The organism is Leifsonia sp. AG29 (assembly GCF_009765225.1).
Lineage (GTDB): Bacteria > Actinomycetota > Actinomycetes > Actinomycetales > Microbacteriaceae > Leifsonia.
In genome coordinates, this window is record NZ_VMSF01000001.1 from 462083 (window position 1) to 476773 (window position 14691).

Genomic DNA, 14691 nt, shown 5'->3' on the forward strand with positions numbered 1-14691 from the left:
GCCCGTCCGTGACCTCTCTGCACCCTCCCTCCCGCCGTTCCCTCCGCGCAGCCGCCGCGCTGCTCGTCGCCGCCTCGCTCGGGGCCCTGACCGGCTGCGCCGGAGCGTCGGCCGCGTCCAGCACCGCGTCCGGCACCGCGACCTCCACCCTGGCAGCCACGATCCGCGTCGGCTACTTCGACAACGTGACGCACGCTCCTGCGCTGGTCGGCCTGCGCGACGGCCTGCTCGAGAAGGCGCTCGGCCGCACCGAGCTCAAGACCTCTCAGTTCAACGCCGGCCCGGCCGAGATCGAGGCCCTCAGCGCGGGCGCCATCGACGCGGCCTACATCGGCCCGAGCCCCGCCATCAACTCCTACCTGAAGAGCGCGGGCCAGTCGCTGAAGATCGTCTCGGGCGTCGCCACCGGCGGCGCCGCGCTCGTGGTGAAGCCGAGCATCACCTCGGTCGCCCAGCTCAAGGGCACCACGATCGCGACGCCGCAGCTCGGCAACACGCAGGACGTCGCCTTCCGCTACTGGCTGACGCAGAAGGGCCTCCACACCTCCCTGACCGGAGGCGGGGACCTCACGATCGCTCCGACCGACAACGCCCAGGCGCTGACGCTGTTCCAGGCCGGCAAGCTGGACGGCGCCTGGGTGCCGGAGCCGTGGGTCTCCCGCTTCGTCCTCGACGGCAAGGCCTCCGTGCTCGTCGACGAGGCCAAGCTGTGGCCCGGCGGTCGCTTCCCGACCACGGTGCTCGCCGTCTCCAGCAGCTTCCTCAAGGCGCACCCCGAGACGGTCAAGGCGCTCGTGAAGGGCAACGCCGATGCCATCGCCGCGCTGCAGAAGCCCTCGGCCGCCGCCTCCATCAACGCCCAGCTCAAGGCCGACACCGGCAAGGCGCTGCCCGACGCCGTGGTCGCCCGCTCGCTCGAGCACGTCTCGTTCTCGGTCGACCCCGACGCCTCCGCCTTCCCGGCGCTGCTCAGCCACGCAAGCGCGGTCGGCCTCGGCACGAAGGGCTCGCTGAAGGGACTCTTCGACCTGTCCGCGCTCAACGCGCTCCGGAAGGCGGCGGCCAAGCCGGCCGTCTCCGCGGGCGGACTCGGGTGAGCCCGGTGGGCGGGACCAGCAGGCCGGCCGTGACGCTGGAGGCGGTGAGCAAGCGCTTCGGCGCCGACGCGCCCCTCGTGCTCGACGGCATCGACCTCCAGATCGCCGACGGGGAGTTCGTCTGCCTGCTCGGCGCGTCCGGGTGCGGTAAGTCCACGGCGCTGAACCTCATCGCCGGCCTCGAGGAGCCCACGGCCGGACGGATCGACGTCCCGAGCGGGCCGGTCGCGATGATGTTCCAGGACGCCGCATTGCTGCCCTGGCTCACCGCCCGCCGCAACGTCGACCTCGCCCTCGAGCTGGGCGGCGAGCCGCGCGACGCCCGGCGCGCCCGCGTCGACGAGCTCCTCGCGCTCGTCTCGCTGTCGCACGCCGCCGACCGCCGCCCGCACGAGCTCTCCGGCGGGATGCGGCAGCGGGTGGCGCTCGCCCGCGCTCTCGCCCAGGACAGGCACGTCCTTCTCATGGACGAGCCCTTCGCCGCGGTCGACGCCATCACGCGCGACCTGCTCCACGTCGAGCTCGAGCGGATCTGGCGGCAGACCGGGAGGACGATCGTGTTCGTCACCCACAACGTCCGCGAGGCGCTGCGCCTCGGCCAGCGGATCGTGCTGCTCACCTCCCGGCCCGGCCGCGTCGCCGCCGAATGGGCCGTGCCCGCCGACGTGCGCGCCGGGCAGGACCCCGTCGAGATCGCGCGGCTCGACGACGAGATCACCCATCGACTCCGAGAGGAGCTGGTCCGCAATGCCGCCTGAAGCCGCCGTCACCGCGCCGCCTTACGTCGCGCCCGACCTGCACGCCCTGGAGGCGGGGCTCGACTCGCTGCAGACCGCCGGCCCGGCGTCGCCCCGCCGCGGCCGCCGCCTCCTCAGAGCAGCCGTGCCGACGACGCTGTTCGTGCTCGTCGCGATCGCAGTGTGGCAGCTCTGGGTCTCGATCGCCCACCCGCGACCGGATCTCTTCCCGGGGCCGGCCGACGTCGTGGGTGCACTCGGCGCCGCTGCGACGTCCGGCCGCCTCGCGGAGGCGATCGGAACGAGCCTCGGCCGCGGCGGGTTCGGCTTCGCCCTGGCCGTCGTGATCGCGACCCCGCTCGGCCTCCTGCTCGCCGAGGTGCGGTGGCTGCGCCGTGCGGTCGGCCCGATCCTCTCGGGCCTCCAGGTGCTGCCGTCCGTCGCCTGGGTGCCCGCGGCGATCCTCTGGTTCGGGCTCACCGACGCCGCCGTGTACTTCGTCGTGCTGCTCGGGGCCGTTCCGTCGATCGTCAACGGGCTGCTCACCGGCATCGACCACGTGCCGCCGCAGCTGCGTCGCGTCGGGGTCGTGCTCGGCGCCTCCCGTCGGCAGCTGCAGACCCGCGTGCTGTTCCCCGCCGCGCTGCCCGGCTACGTCGCGGGCCTCCGTCAGGGCTGGGCGTTCGCGTGGCGCTCCCTCATGGCGGCCGAGATCATCGCCGGCTCGCTCGGCTTCGGTCTCGGGTCGATGCTCGAGCAGAGCCGGGAGCTCGCCGATCTGCCCAGCGTGCTCGCGACGATCCTCACCATCCTCGTCGTCGGCATCGTGATCGAGCTAGCCGTTTTCGCGCCGGTCGAGCGCAGCCTCCTGCGGCGCCGCGGCCTCATGGGGACGACCCGATGAGCGCGCGCGAGAACGGGTCCGTCGGGTCCGTCGCCCTGATCGGCGGCGGTCCGGGCCACCCCGACCTCATCACGGTCCGCGGTCGCCAGCTGCTCACCGCCGCCGACGTGGTCGTCGCCGACCGGCTGGGGCCTCGCGCCCTGCTCGACGACCTCGGTCCCGATGTCGAGATCATCGACGTCGGCAAGCAGCCCGGCCACCACCCCGTGCCGCAGTCGCGGATCAACGAGATACTCGTCGAGCACGCCCTCGCGGGCAAGCGCGTCGCCCGGCTGAAGGGCGGCGACCCGTTCGTCTTCGGGCGCGGCGGGGAGGAGGCGGAGCACTGCCGTGCCGCCGGCGTCCCGGTGGAGGTGGTGCCCGGGGTGACGAGCGCCATCTCCGTCCCCGCCGTGGCCGGCATCCCGCTGACCCACCGCGGCGTGGCCGCCGGCTTCACGGTGCTCTCCGCCCACACCGATATCGACGAGGTGCCGGGCGGCCCCGAGCACACGGTCGTCCTCCTCATGGGCGTCTCCGGACTCGCGGCGACGGCCGCCACCCTCGCATCGGGCCGCCGCGGCACCGACTGCCCCGTGGCGATCGTCGAGGACGGCTACGGCGACGGCCAGCGCATCACTGTGGGAACCCTCGGCACCATCGCAGCTGACGCGGCGCTTCGCGGCGTACGCTCGCCCGCGGTGATCGTCATCGGCGATGTCGTCCGTCTCGCCGACCCCGACCTCGTCGACGCACCCCTCACGCACCAGCGAACCCAGACGCACCAGCACAGGCTCACGCACCACCACAGAGAGGCACAGCAATGACCCGACCGTTCCGAGTGGCCGTCGTCGGCGCCGGACCCGCCGGAATCTACGCCGGCAACATCCTCCGCACCCGCGCCGCCGAGGCGGGCATCGAGACCCGGATCGACCTGTTCGAGTCCCTTCCCGCGCCGTACGGGCTCATCCGCTACGGCGTCGCGCCGGACCACCCGCGCATCAAGGGCATCGTGACGTCCCTCCACGACATGCTCGCCGAGGGCTCGGTGCGCCTGATCGGCAACGTGGAGGTCGGCGCCGACATCACCGTCGACGAGCTGCAGTCGCTCTACCACGCCGTCGTCTTCGCGACGGGAGCGCAGCGCGACACCGCGTTCGACCTCCCGGGTGCGGGGCTGAAGGGCAGCTTCGGCGCCGCCGACTTCGTCTCCTGGTACGACGGCCACCCCGACGTTCCGCGTCACTGGCCGCTCGAGGCCGAGCAGATCGCTGTGCTCGGGAACGGCAACGTCGCGCTCGACGTCGCTCGCGTGCTCGCCAAGCACCCGGCCGACCTCCTGACCACCGACATCCCGGACAACGTCCACGCCGGCCTCGCCGCATCGCCGGTCACCGATGTGCACGTCTTCGGCCGGCGCGGCCCCGAGGACATCAAGTTCACGCCCATCGAGCTCCGCGAGCTCGGCGAGGTCCCCGGCGTCGACATCGTGCTCTACGACGAGGACTTCGGGCGCGCGGCCGACGAGACCACGGGCGAGCGCCGCGCCGCCGGCAATCAGGCGAAGGTCATGGCGCGCATCCTCCAGTCGTGGCGCGACCGGGAGCCCTCGGGCGCGCCCCGGCGCCTCCACCTCCACTTCTGGCACCGCCCGGCGGAGATCCTGGGCGACGACGCCGTCTCGGGCATCCGCTTCGAGCGCACCGAGCCGGACGGACGCGGCGGCATCGCCGGCACGGGCGAGTACCGCGAGTACGACGTCCAGGCCGTCTACCGCGCGATCGGCTACCGTGGCACGCCCGTGCGCGACGTGCCGTTCGACGAGGCGGCGGGGGTCATCCCCAACGACGGCGGCCGCGTGCTGGAGGACGGTGTGCCGGTTCCGGGCCTCTACGCGACAGGCTGGATCAAGCGCGGACCCGTCGGCCTCATCGGCCACACCAAGGGCGACGCCGGCGAGACGATCGAGAAGCTGCTCGAGGACCACGCCGAGCTCGCCGCCTCCGAGCGCCCGGGGGAGGAGGCGGTCACCGAGTTCCTGGAGGGGCGCGGCGTCCGGTACACCACCTGGGAGGGGTGGCTCGCCCTCGACGAGCACGAGCGCGCCCTCGGCGAGGGCTTCGCGGGCGACGTCGTCCGGGAGCGCATCAAGGTCGTCCCGCGTGACGAGCAGGTCGCGATCTCGAACCGCGAGGTGATCGTCCGATGACCTACGTCATCGCGCTGCCCTGCGTCGACGTCAAGGACCGAGCCTGCATCGACGAGTGCCCCGTGGACTGCATCTACGAGGGCGAGCGCTCGCTGTACATCAACGCCGACGAGTGCGTCGACTGCGGGGCCTGCGAGCCGGTGTGCCCGGTCGAGGCGATCTACTACGAGGACGACCTCCCGGCCGAGTGGGCCGACTACCACGCGGCGAACGTCGAGTTCTTCAGCGAGCTCGGCAACCCGGGAGGCGCCTCCAAAGTCGGCCCGCAGGCGTTCGACCACCCGCTCATCGCCTCCCTCCCGCCGCAGGAGGGTCCCGGGCTGACCGTGGTGGCCCATGTCTGAGGTCGTCGTCATCGGCGGCGGACCCGCCGGTCTCTCCGCCACCCTCAACCTCGCCCGGGCGCTGGTCGATGTCGTGCTCGTCGACGCGAGCCGGCCCCGCAACGCCGCCACCCTCCGATCGCACGGCTTCCTGACCCGAGACGGCATCCGGCCGACCGAGCTGCGGTCGCTGGCCAAGGAGGAGCTGGCGCCGTACGAGAACGTCGAGTTCCTGGAGCGCCGGACCGTCACCTCCGTGCGTCGGACGCCGGACGGCTTCGCCGTCGACGTCGCAGGCCGCGCGCCGGGTCAGGAGCAGAGCATCGCCACGCGTGCGGTCCTGCTGACGACAGGTCTGACCGAATCGCTGCCGGCGCTGCCGAGCATCCGCGCCTACTACGGCATGAGCGTCTTCAGCTGTGTCGCGTGCGACGCCTGGGATCTGCGCGGCAAACCGCTGGCGCTCATCGGCGAGACGGACGACCTCGCCCGCCGCGCCGTCCACCTGAGCCGGTGGACCGACGACCTGACGGTCTTCACCAACGCCTCACCCGTCGTGTCGGACGAGGAGGAGGCCGCCCTGGCCGCCGCCGGCATCCGCGTCGAGCGCACTCGCATCGCCGACCTGGAGGGGGAGCGCGGCGCCGTCCGGTCGGTCCTGCTGCAGGACGGCCGGTCGGTGCCGATCGAGGGAGGCTTCGTGCGCCCGGGCTGGACGGTCGCGACCGCCTTCATCGACGACATCGACCCCGAGCGCTCCGGCGACGGCTTCCTCGTCGTCGACGAGGGCGGCCGCACGTCCATCCCCGGGCTCTACGCGGCCGGCGATGTGACGGTGCCGGGGCCGCAGCAGATGATCATCGCGGCCGGAGCTGGCGCGCGGGCGGCTGCTGCTATCGTCGACGATCTGCAGTCCTCCGCCGTCGCGGCGAGGGGCGGCCTGGCCGACGCCCGGGGCTGACACCCCGGCGGCGCGAGACTCGAGAGGAAGACGCCGCGTGCTCCGCACCATGCTCACCGCGAAGATCCACCGGGCGACGGTGACCCACGCCGATCTGCACTACGTGGGATCCCTGACGGTCGATCTCGACCTGATGGACGCGGCGGGGCTCCTCCCGGGCGAGAAGATCGCCGTGCTCGACGTCGACAACGGCGCGCGGTTCGAGACCTACCTCATCGCGGGCGAGCGGGGCAGCGGCGTGATCGGCGTCAACGGGGCGGCCGCGCATCTGGCGTCGGTCGGCGACCTCGTGATCGTCGTGGCGTACGGGCTGCTCGACGACGCGGAGGCGCGGACCTTCCGTCCCTCCATCGTGCACGTCGACGCCGCGAACCGGCCGGTCGCGATCGGCGACGACCCCGCCTCGGCGGACGGGCTGGAGGGCGTGGAGGCGCCGCCGCAGTCGCTGCCCGCGCTCCCCGCCTAGCCCCGCACCGCGGCCTCCGTCAGAGCCGGAGGCGGCGGTCGACGATCTCGGCGGCGACCGTCGAGATGCCGATCCGGTTGCTCCTCGCGTGACCCCGGATGAGCTCGAAGGCGGCGTCGATGGAGACTCCTCGGGTCTGGGCGACGACCCCCTTCGCCTGCTCGATCACGATGCGGCTGTTCAGGGCGAACTGGAGCTGCTGGCGCACGGCGTCGCTCTCGGCGAGGGTGCGCTGGTGGAGGATGCCGATCGTCGCGACGTCGGCGAAGGCCTGGGCGGCGATCAGGTCGTCGGGGGCCAGCTCGCCGGTGCTGTCCCGGAACAGGTTCAGCGTGCCGATCGTCTCCTCGCGGAGGCGCATGGGCACCGCGTCGATCGCCGCGAAGCCCTGCTCCAGCGCCCGGTCGCGGAAGGCGCGCCAGCGCTCGGGCGAGTCGGCGATGTCGGACAGCGAGACGACCCTCCCGGTCACGAAGCTCTCGATGCACGGACCGGCGTAGGCGCTGAGCTGCATCACCTCGACCAGCCGCGTCGCCTCGCTCGTGGAGGCGATGACGTCGAGTTCGCCGTGCTCGTCGGCGAGCATGACGCCCGCGGCCGTCGCGCCGAGGACGCGGCTCGACAGCTCGACGAGATTCTGGAGGAGGTCCACGACGTCGTAGTCGGCCACGAGGGTGTCCGCCAGGCCGGCGAACGCCGTCAGCATCTCCTGGTCCCGGGTGCGCGTCATCGATCCTGCTCCTCGCCGCGGTCGAGGGCCGAGAAGTCGAGGCGCCCCTCCAGGACCTCGCGCGACACCTCCATCATCGACCGGTTCGTCGCGTAGGCGTGTGCCTGGATCACCGACCGGGCATCGTCGGCGCTCACGTCGAGCTGGGCCAGGACCATGCCCGTCGCCTGGTGCACGGCACGGCGTGAGAACGGGTTGCGGTCCTCCGGCAGGTCGTCGGCGCCGAGAGCGGTCAGCGCCCGGTGGAGGAGCCGGCGGCCCGCCTCGTCCGCGAGCCTGCTCGCCTCCCTGGTATCGGCCTGGTCGAGCACGAGCGGCTCGCGCGAGTACAGGTCGACGGCCCCGATCCGGAGCCGGCCGATCAGCATGGGGAAGGCGAAGAGGGCTCCGACGCCCGCGTCGAGAGCCGCCGGGCTGAACGCAGGCCAGGAGGCGGCCGCCGCCGCGCGCAGGTCGGGCTCGAGCACGGGACGGCGGAGGCGCACCGCGTCCCAGCACGGTCCCTCGCCGAGGTCGAACTGCAGTTCGTCCAGTCGCGCGGCGATCGAATCGCTCGCGGCGACGGTCTCCGTGCCGAAGAGCTCGCCGATCGTCGAGACCGAGGTGCCGGAGACCGGGAGGGCCGCCATGAACGGGCGCCAGTACTCCGCACGCCGCTCGGCGCCGGAAGCTCCCTCGCCTCCGCCGTCGTCCCCGCGCGATCCATGCCCCACGACGCTCACGCTACCGAACCCGGCGCCCCCGTCGACGGGCCGTGCCTGAGAGAGTCCGCAGAAACCGTTCACCGGTGCGTGCCCGGGGGTTCACCCGGTCGTCGCATCCGGTCCCGACCCTGTGAACCGGCCGGGCGTCACTCGGACCCGCCCGTCAGGAGGATCGGTATGCGCTCTCGAACCCGCAGGCTCTCGCTCATCGCGGCCGGTGCCGTCGCGGCCACGCTGTTCGCCGGTGCGGCCGCCGTCGCGGCGCCCGGCATCGGCAACGGCTGGCCCTACGACCCGACGGTCACGGCCGATGACGCCAAGGCCTACACGCTCGCAGCCGTCGGCGACATCGCGTGCGAGCCGGCCGACGCCGAGAACGCCGCCACCCCCTCCTCCCTCAAGTGCGGCAGCCCGAGTCTCGGCGGCTACGACGCCGAGTTCGCCACCGCGCAGCAGACCGAGGCGATGAAGCCCGACGCCGTCGCGCTTCTCGGCGACGAGCAGTACGAGGTCGGCAAGCTGAGCGACTTCGAGGGCTCCTTCGAGCAGGCCTGGGGCGGCCTCAAGTTCCTCGAGCGACCGGCCCCGGGCAACCACGAGTACTACCCGTACACCAAGAAGGGCGACAACGAGGCCGGCCAGAACGGCACCGGCTACTTCGCGTACTTCAACGGCCACGACCAGGCGGGCAAGCCGAACGCGTCCGGGCAGGCCGGGGACGACACCGCCGAGACGCAGGGCTGGTACTCGTACGATCTCGGCAACTGGCACATCGTCTCGCTCAACGCCGAGTGCAACTCGCCCGCGTTCGGCAACGACTGCTCCACCACCGACGGCGGCCTGCTCGCCCAGGAGACGGCCTGGCTCGCTGCCGACCTGCAGAACAACCACCAGCAGTGCACCGTGGCCTACTGGCACCAGCCGACGTTCAGCGCGACCAGCGCCTCCACGGCGACCGTGTCGGCCTCGGCGCCCGGTGCCGGGGGTCAGGAGGGACAGGTCGCCGACGCCTGGTGGAAGCTGCTCTACGCCAACCGCGCCACCCTCGTGCTGAACGGCCACGAGCACGCGTACGCGCGCTTCAAGCCGATGGACCCGGCCGGCCAGGTCGACACCAAGCGCGGCATCCCCGAGATCATCATCGGCACCGGTGGCGAGGGGCTCGACACGCTCGCGAAGAACGCCGACGGCACCTTCGCCAACCCGAACGTCGTGACCGGGTTCGACCAGGGCTACGGAACGATGAAGCTCACGCTCAAGCAGCACGGCTACTCGTTCTCGTACTCGCCTGCGCTGCTCGGCGCGGGGCAGCCCGCGTCGGCGCTGAACTACACGGACTCCGGCTCCGGCGACTGCAAGGGCTGACCAGCGCCGGCAGCGTCGCGAAGGTCGCAGCCGCCGTCGTCGCCGCGGGTCAGAGGCCCTCGGCGACGGCGGCGGCCGCGTGCAGCCAGGCGCGCCGCGTCTTCGCCGACAGCCGCTCGAACGCCAGTCGGCCCCCGTGCATCTCCGGGTCGAACGGGATGGTCACGGCCCGGCGCGCGAGCGGCTCGAAGCCCTTCGCCACGCGCTGCACCTCCGACGCGGGGCCGGTCCGCTCCGACTGCGACACGATCACGACGGCGTCGCGGGCGAGGCGGGCGGAGTGCGCGTCGCGCTGCATGAGTGCCTCCAGGAGGAGTGCCCCGGCCTCGGCGTGCTCGCCGAGCGCGGTCGTCGCGATCACGAGCTGGTCGGTGTGGTCGACCATCCGGAGCCAGCGCTCGGCGGACTCGTCGTTGCCGCTGTCGATGATGACGAGCCGGTAGAACTTGGTGGCGACCGTGTGGAGCCGGTCGAAGTCGTCCGACGAGATCCGCTGCTCGGTCGCCAGCATGGTCGGGTTGGACCGCAGGACGTCGTACTTGTCTGCGTTCTGGTGGTGCACGAAATGGCCGATGTCGGCCGTGCGGGCCTCCGCCGAGAGCAGCATGTCGGTCGCCGGGAGGATGTCCTGCACCGTCGCGTCGTGCGCGTCGCGCTCCGTGCGCCAGCCGAGGGTGCCCCGGGTCTCGTTGTTGTCCCAGGCGAGCACGCCCGAGCCGCCGTTGCGGGCGAAGACGGCGGCGAGGAGGGCCGTCGTGGGGGTCTTGTTCGCGCCTCCCTTGCCGTTGACGATCGCGATCGTGCGAGGTCCCGCCCAGTGGCGGCTGACGGCGTCGAGCTCGGCGCGCTCCTGCAGCTCGGCGTTCGACGGGGCCATCGGGATGCCGACCCGGGCCAGCGCCCCGCGGACGCCCTGGCGGGCGCGATCCGGCTGCGGACGCTCCACGTAGAGGAACGAGTCGCGCTCGGGCGCGGTGCGGGGGAGGAAGGCGACCGGGGCCGGCTCCGCAACGGACGCGGCCAGCGGCTCCTCGTCGCCGATCGTGCCGTCGGGGTGGACGACCAGCAGCCATTCGCCCTCGTCGTCGGCGACCGTCAGCTGCACGGGGTGACCCGCCGACGCGGCGATCTGTCCGACGCGCCAGAGCATCGCCTCGCGCAGCCGCTCGGTGGTGGCCTCGGCGAACGTCTCGGTGTTTCCGTCGACGCGGAGCTCGCCCGTCGCGTCGGCCCGGAGCCGTGCGCTGAGGTGAGGGGGCAGGGGCATGTCGAGTGCCACGGGACTCCTTCCGTCGGCTGCGCCGGAGCGCGCGCAGGCCGACTCAGCACGGTAGACCGGTCCGGCGCGGGTTTCCAGTCGCACTCAGCCGACAGTCAGATCCGCGCGGCGCCCTCGCGGGCCGCTGCGCGCCCGCGGTCCGGCTCGCGAACACGGAATTCTCAGAACGCTTGTCCTCACCCCGTACGGGGGTAGAGGATAGCGATCGCGCCGACCTGCGCACTCCCGCATCGATGAAAGGACATCCATGCGCACCACCACACGATCCCTCAGGGCCGCTGCCGTCACCACCGGCGCGGCCCTTCTTTTCGCCGTCGCGATGGCCTCACCGGCCGCCGCGGCCCCGGACCGGACATCCCTCCCGGGCAGTCAGCCGTCCTGGGCGAACGCCAAGGCGCTCCGCTCTGCGGCGCCGGCGACCGACACGGTCGACCTCCGGGTGTACCTCCCGTGGCGCAACCAGTCCGCGGCCGAACAGGCGGCGCTCGCCGTCTCGACGCCGGGCTCGTCGAGCTACCGGCAGTTCCTGACGCCGCAGCAGTTCCGTCAGCAGTTCGCGCCGAGCCAGTCGAGCGTCCTCGCCGTTCAGAAGTTCCTGCGCGACGCCGGCTTCTCGATCGTCGACACTCCGGCGAACAACCGCTACGTCTCCGCTGAAGGCACCGTCGCCCAGGCGCAGAGCGCGTTCGGCGTCACCCTGGGCGAGTACAGCGCCTTCGGCACGACCCTCCGGGCCCCGGAGTCGGCGGTCAGCGTCCCGGCGTCGCTCGCGGGCGTCGTGGAGAGCGTCATGGGCCTCGATCAGGGCGCGTCGCTGATCCAGTCGGACAACACCAACGGGAACAGCGGCAACGGCACCACCGGCAACGGTCAGGACCACGGCGCACCGTCGGTCGGATTCCGTGCGGGCCAGCCGTGCTCGCTCTGGTACGGCGAGAAGACGGTCGCCATGCCGAACGCCCCCGCGTACGGCACGAGCACCAAGCCGATCGCCCCATGCGGTTACACGCCGGCGCAGGTTCGCGGCCTGTACGGCCTCGACACGGTCGCGGCCGACGGCACCGGGCAGACGGTGGCGTTCGTCGGAGCCAACGCGAGCCCGACGCTGGTGCAGGACGTGACCAAGTACAGCAGCCTCCACAACCTGCCGGCGCCGAAGATCACGCAGCTGGTGGCCCCGGGCGTGTACAAGCACCCGGACACGCCGCAGCAGGTCCCCGGCGACTACTACGGCGAGGAGACGCTCGACGCCGAGGCGATCCACACCACCGCTCCGGGAGCCAGCCTGCTCTACGTGGCCTCCGCGAACGCACGGCAGGACTTCGACGCGTCGGTGAACCACATCGTCGACAATCACCTGGCGAGCATCCTGTCTATCAGCTACGGGTTCGCCGGCGAGGCGGTGCCGCAGGGCTACATCAACAGCCTCAACAACACGTTCATCCAGGCGGCGGCCACCGGCGTCGGCGTGTTCGTGTCGAGCGGTGACAGCGGTGACGAGGTCAAGAACTTCGGTTCGCCGCAGGTCGACTTCTACGCCGACAGCCCGTGGGTGACCGCCGTGGGCGGTACCTCCGCTGCGGTGGTGCCGACGGCCGCGCCGTCCGGGCTCGGCTACTCCGCTGTCGACGACCCGGCGTCGCCGCTCAACAAGAGCGGCTGGAAGCGCTCCTTCGAGGTCGGCTGGCAGACGGGTCTCGACTCGGTGAAGCCCACCGCGACCGACCACATGTCGAGTGCTCCTTACGAGCTCGACGGCACGTTCGCGTCGCCCCTCCCGGGTGGCTTCAACGGCGGCGGCGGTGGAGGCGTCAGCAAGATCTTCGCCGAGCCCTCGTACCAGCAGGCGGCGGTCGGTTCGGCCTCCGGCCGGCTCGTGCCCGACATCAGCGGACTGGCGGACCCGAACACGGGTCTGCTCGTCGGCCAGACGCAGGCGTTCAGCGACGGCACGTACTACGACGAGTACCGCATCGGCGGCACCTCCGTCGCGGCCCCGCTGACGGCCGGCATCGCCGCGGTCGCCAACCAGGTGGCCGGTTCGCCGCTCGGGTTCCTCAACCCGCGCATCTACGCCGCGTACGCGGCGGGCGGGTCGGCGTTCTACGACGTCGATCAGGCGGACCAGTTCGGGACGACCCTCCAGTCGCCCCTGCCGTCCGTGCTCCGCGTGAACTACGTGAACAGCGAGAACGCGTCCGGTGGCCTCAGCTACAGCCTGAGGACGCAGGAGGACCCGAACCAGACGCTGCACAGCACCAAGGGCTACGACACCGCCACCGGTGTCGGCACGCCCGCGGGCGCGGCGTTCTTCGCGGCGATCACGAAGTAGCGCGATCACGACCTAGCGGCGCTGCGCGCCTCCCGATGTGCCCCCTCCCGTGCGGAGGGGGCACACTGGTGTCCGGCCGTGTTGTCGAAGGCGCGCGACGAGATTCGACAAGGTGTCGAATCGAGCCGCTCTGCGGGCCCCCTAGCATCGCCGTGACCGAAGAGGGAAGTGATAGCCATGAACAGCATCGACCGTGACGTCGTCATCATCGGCGCTGGCGCATCCGGGCTGACGGCTGCGAACGAACTGACGAAGGCGGGCCTGACCGTGGCCGTCCTGGAGGCGCGCGACCGCGTCGGCGGGCGGCTCTGGACCGACGACATCGACGGCGCGACGCTCGAGATCGGCGGCCAGTGGGTCTCGCCCGACCAGGACGCGCTCCTCGAGACGCTCGCGGACCTCGGCCTCGAGACCTACTCCCGCTACCGCGAGGGCCGCAACATCTACCTCGGCGAGAACGGCGACCGCCGCACCTTCGAGGGCGAGATCTTCCCTGTGGCTCCGGCGACCGAGCAGGAGATCGTGGGCCTGATCGACCGCCTCGACGCGCTCGTCGCCGAGATCGATCCCGAGCGGCCGTGGGCGCACCCCGACGCCAAGGAGCTCGACGAGATCTCGTTCCGCCGCTGGCTCGAGACGCAGACCGACGACGAGGAGGCGCGGCGCAACATCGGCATGTTCATCGCCGGTGCCATGCTCACGAAGCCCGCTCACGCCTTCTCGGCGCTTCAGGCACTCCTCATGGCCGCCAGCGCGGGAAGCTTCTCGCACCTCGTCGACGCCGACTTCATCCTCGACAAGCGCGTGAAGGGCGGCCTCCAGCAGGTGCCGCTGCTGCTCGCCGAGCGGCTCGGCGACGACGTGTTCCTCGGCCAGCCGGTGCGCTCCCTCCGCTGGGACGAGTCCGGCGTCACCGCGGTCGCCGACGGCATGGAGGTGCGGGCCCGCTCCGCGATCCTGGCCGTCCCTCCCGTGCTGATCAGCCGGATCTCCTATGAGCCGCCGCTGCCGCGCCGGCAGCAGCAGCTGCACCAGCACCTCTCGATGGGCTTCGTCATCAAGGTGCACGCTGTGTACGAGACGCCGTTCTGGCGCGACCACGGTTACAGCGGCACGGCGTTCAGCCCGTACGAGCTCGTGCACGAGGCGTACGACAACAGCTACCACGGCGACCCGCGGGGCACCCTCGTCGGGTTCGTCTCCGACGAGTCGGCCGACGCGGTCTTCCGGCTCACCCCGGAGGAGCGCAAGGCCCGCATCCTCGAATCGCTCTCGCACTACTACGGCGAGCAGGCCCTCCACCCCGTCGTCTACTACGAGAGCGACTGGGGCAGCGAGGAGTGGACCCGCGGCGCCTACGCCGCGAGCTTCGACATGGGCGGCCTCGCGCGCTACGGCGCAGACCTCCGCGTCCCGGTCGGGCCGATCCACTTCTCCTGCAGCGATCTGGCAGGCAAGGGATACCAGCACGTCGACGGCGCGATCCGCGTGGGGCGCGAGACGGCCGCGGCGATCGTCGCGGCGCTGGAGCCCGCGGGCCGGTAGGCCCCCACGAGCTGCGCGCGGCCAGTCGTGGATGGCCGCGCGCACCCTCCCTCCGAACCC

Annotated in this window: 14 protein-coding genes; 11 read left to right on the forward strand and 3 right to left on the reverse strand. The window is 72.1% G+C overall.

The genetic code is table 11. The annotated features are described in order from the left end of the window. Positions 1-8: 8 nt before the first annotated feature. From FPT20_RS02330 to panD, 8 genes are read left to right on the forward strand one after another with little or no spacing between them, the layout of a single operon-like run. The gene (locus FPT20_RS02330) at positions 9-1097 is read left to right on the forward strand and encodes an ABC transporter substrate-binding protein (protein ID WP_233265355.1); all 1089 of its coding nucleotides are present in this window, start codon (positions 9-11) and stop codon (positions 1095-1097) included. A 44-nt stretch (positions 1098-1141) separates the two neighbouring features. Beyond that, the gene (locus tag FPT20_RS02335) at positions 1142-1855 is read left to right on the forward strand and encodes an ABC transporter ATP-binding protein (RefSeq protein WP_442786499.1); all 714 of its coding nucleotides are present in this window, start codon (positions 1142-1144) and stop codon (positions 1853-1855) included. After that, positions 1845-2738 (forward strand): ABC transporter permease, encoded by an 894-nt coding sequence (locus tag FPT20_RS02340; RefSeq protein ID WP_158862182.1) that lies wholly within the window; start codon positions 1845-1847, stop codon positions 2736-2738. The genes FPT20_RS02335 and FPT20_RS02340 overlap by 11 nt, the downstream gene beginning before the upstream one ends. Then, positions 2735-3544: a uroporphyrinogen-III C-methyltransferase gene (gene cobA, locus FPT20_RS02345; protein WP_158862184.1), complete on the forward strand. Its 810-nt coding sequence runs from the start codon at positions 2735-2737 to the stop codon at positions 3542-3544. Before FPT20_RS02340 ends, cobA begins: the two co-directional genes overlap by 4 nt. Beyond that, positions 3541-4926: an FAD-dependent oxidoreductase gene (locus tag FPT20_RS02350; RefSeq protein WP_158862186.1), complete on the forward strand. Its 1386-nt coding sequence runs from the start codon at positions 3541-3543 to the stop codon at positions 4924-4926. The genes cobA and FPT20_RS02350 overlap by 4 nt, the downstream gene beginning before the upstream one ends. Further along, positions 4923-5270, forward strand: coding sequence for a ferredoxin (fdxA, locus tag FPT20_RS02355; RefSeq protein WP_158862188.1), 348 nt, complete (start codon positions 4923-4925; stop codon positions 5268-5270). The genes FPT20_RS02350 and fdxA overlap by 4 nt, the downstream gene beginning before the upstream one ends. Then, positions 5263-6210, forward strand: a complete 948-nt coding sequence (locus FPT20_RS02360; RefSeq protein WP_158862190.1) for an NAD(P)/FAD-dependent oxidoreductase — start codon at positions 5263-5265, stop codon at positions 6208-6210. Before fdxA ends, FPT20_RS02360 begins: the two co-directional genes overlap by 8 nt. Before the next feature lie 37 nt (positions 6211-6247). Beyond that, on the forward strand, positions 6248-6676 hold the full coding sequence (gene panD / locus FPT20_RS02365) for an aspartate 1-decarboxylase (protein ID WP_158862192.1): 429 nt from the start codon (positions 6248-6250) through the stop codon (positions 6674-6676). Between the two features lie 19 nt (positions 6677-6695). On the opposite strand, the gene FPT20_RS02370 is transcribed toward panD, so the two are convergent. Then, entirely contained in the window at positions 6696-7406 is a 711-nt protein-coding gene (locus FPT20_RS02370; protein WP_158862194.1) for a GAF and ANTAR domain-containing protein, read from the reverse strand. Next, a complete protein-coding gene (locus FPT20_RS02375; protein WP_233265357.1) occupies positions 7403-8119 on the reverse strand; it encodes a GAF and ANTAR domain-containing protein in 717 nt (238 codons plus the stop codon). The genes FPT20_RS02370 and FPT20_RS02375 overlap by 4 nt, the downstream gene beginning before the upstream one ends. A gap of 168 nt (positions 8120-8287) precedes the next feature. On the opposite strand from FPT20_RS02375, the gene FPT20_RS02380 reads away from it, so the two are divergent. Beyond that, positions 8288-9475, forward strand: coding sequence for a metallophosphoesterase family protein (locus FPT20_RS02380; RefSeq protein ID WP_158862196.1), 1188 nt, complete (start codon positions 8288-8290; stop codon positions 9473-9475). 49 nt (positions 9476-9524) lie between these two features. Here the strand turns inward: FPT20_RS02380 and FPT20_RS02385 are convergent, their stop codons facing one another. Next, positions 9525-10754 (reverse strand): MinD/ParA family ATP-binding protein, encoded by a 1230-nt coding sequence (locus FPT20_RS02385; protein ID WP_233265358.1) that lies wholly within the window; start codon positions 10752-10754, stop codon positions 9525-9527. Positions 10755-11001: 247 nt separating this feature from the next. Here FPT20_RS02385 and FPT20_RS02390 point away from each other — a divergent pair, with 247 nt between their 5' ends. Together FPT20_RS02390 and FPT20_RS02395 are read left to right on the forward strand one after the other, a co-directional pair. Next, positions 11002-13086 (forward strand): S53 family peptidase, encoded by a 2085-nt coding sequence (locus tag FPT20_RS02390; protein ID WP_158862198.1) that lies wholly within the window; start codon positions 11002-11004, stop codon positions 13084-13086. A gap of 177 nt (positions 13087-13263) precedes the next feature. After that, positions 13264-14631 carry a flavin monoamine oxidase family protein gene (locus FPT20_RS02395; RefSeq protein WP_158862200.1) on the forward strand — a complete coding sequence of 456 codons (1368 nt, stop codon included), beginning with the start codon at positions 13264-13266 and terminating at the stop codon, positions 14629-14631. Positions 14632-14691: the final 60 nt, after the last annotated feature.

Bases quoted from the DNA above. Each gene is read 5' to 3' on its own strand.
- FPT20_RS02340 (WP_158862182.1), top strand. From the start codon at position 1,845: ATGCCGCCTGAAGCCGCCGTCACCGCGCCGCCTTACGTCGCGCCCGAC.
- FPT20_RS02395 (WP_158862200.1), top strand. From the start codon at position 13,264: ATGAACAGCATCGACCGTGACGTCGTCATCATCGGCGCTGGCGCATCC.
- FPT20_RS02370 (WP_158862194.1), bottom strand. From the start codon at position 7,406: ATGACGCGCACCCGGGACCAGGAGATGCTGACGGCGTTCGCCGGCCTG.
- FPT20_RS02350 (WP_158862186.1), top strand. From the start codon at position 3,541: ATGACCCGACCGTTCCGAGTGGCCGTCGTCGGCGCCGGACCCGCCGGA.
- fdxA (WP_158862188.1), top strand. From the start codon at position 4,923: ATGACCTACGTCATCGCGCTGCCCTGCGTCGACGTCAAGGACCGAGCC.
- cobA (WP_158862184.1), top strand. From the start codon at position 2,735: ATGAGCGCGCGCGAGAACGGGTCCGTCGGGTCCGTCGCCCTGATCGGC.
- FPT20_RS02360 (WP_158862190.1), top strand. From the start codon at position 5,263: ATGTCTGAGGTCGTCGTCATCGGCGGCGGACCCGCCGGTCTCTCCGCC.
- FPT20_RS02390 (WP_158862198.1), top strand. From the start codon at position 11,002: ATGCGCACCACCACACGATCCCTCAGGGCCGCTGCCGTCACCACCGGC.
- FPT20_RS02380 (WP_158862196.1), top strand. From the start codon at position 8,288: ATGCGCTCTCGAACCCGCAGGCTCTCGCTCATCGCGGCCGGTGCCGTC.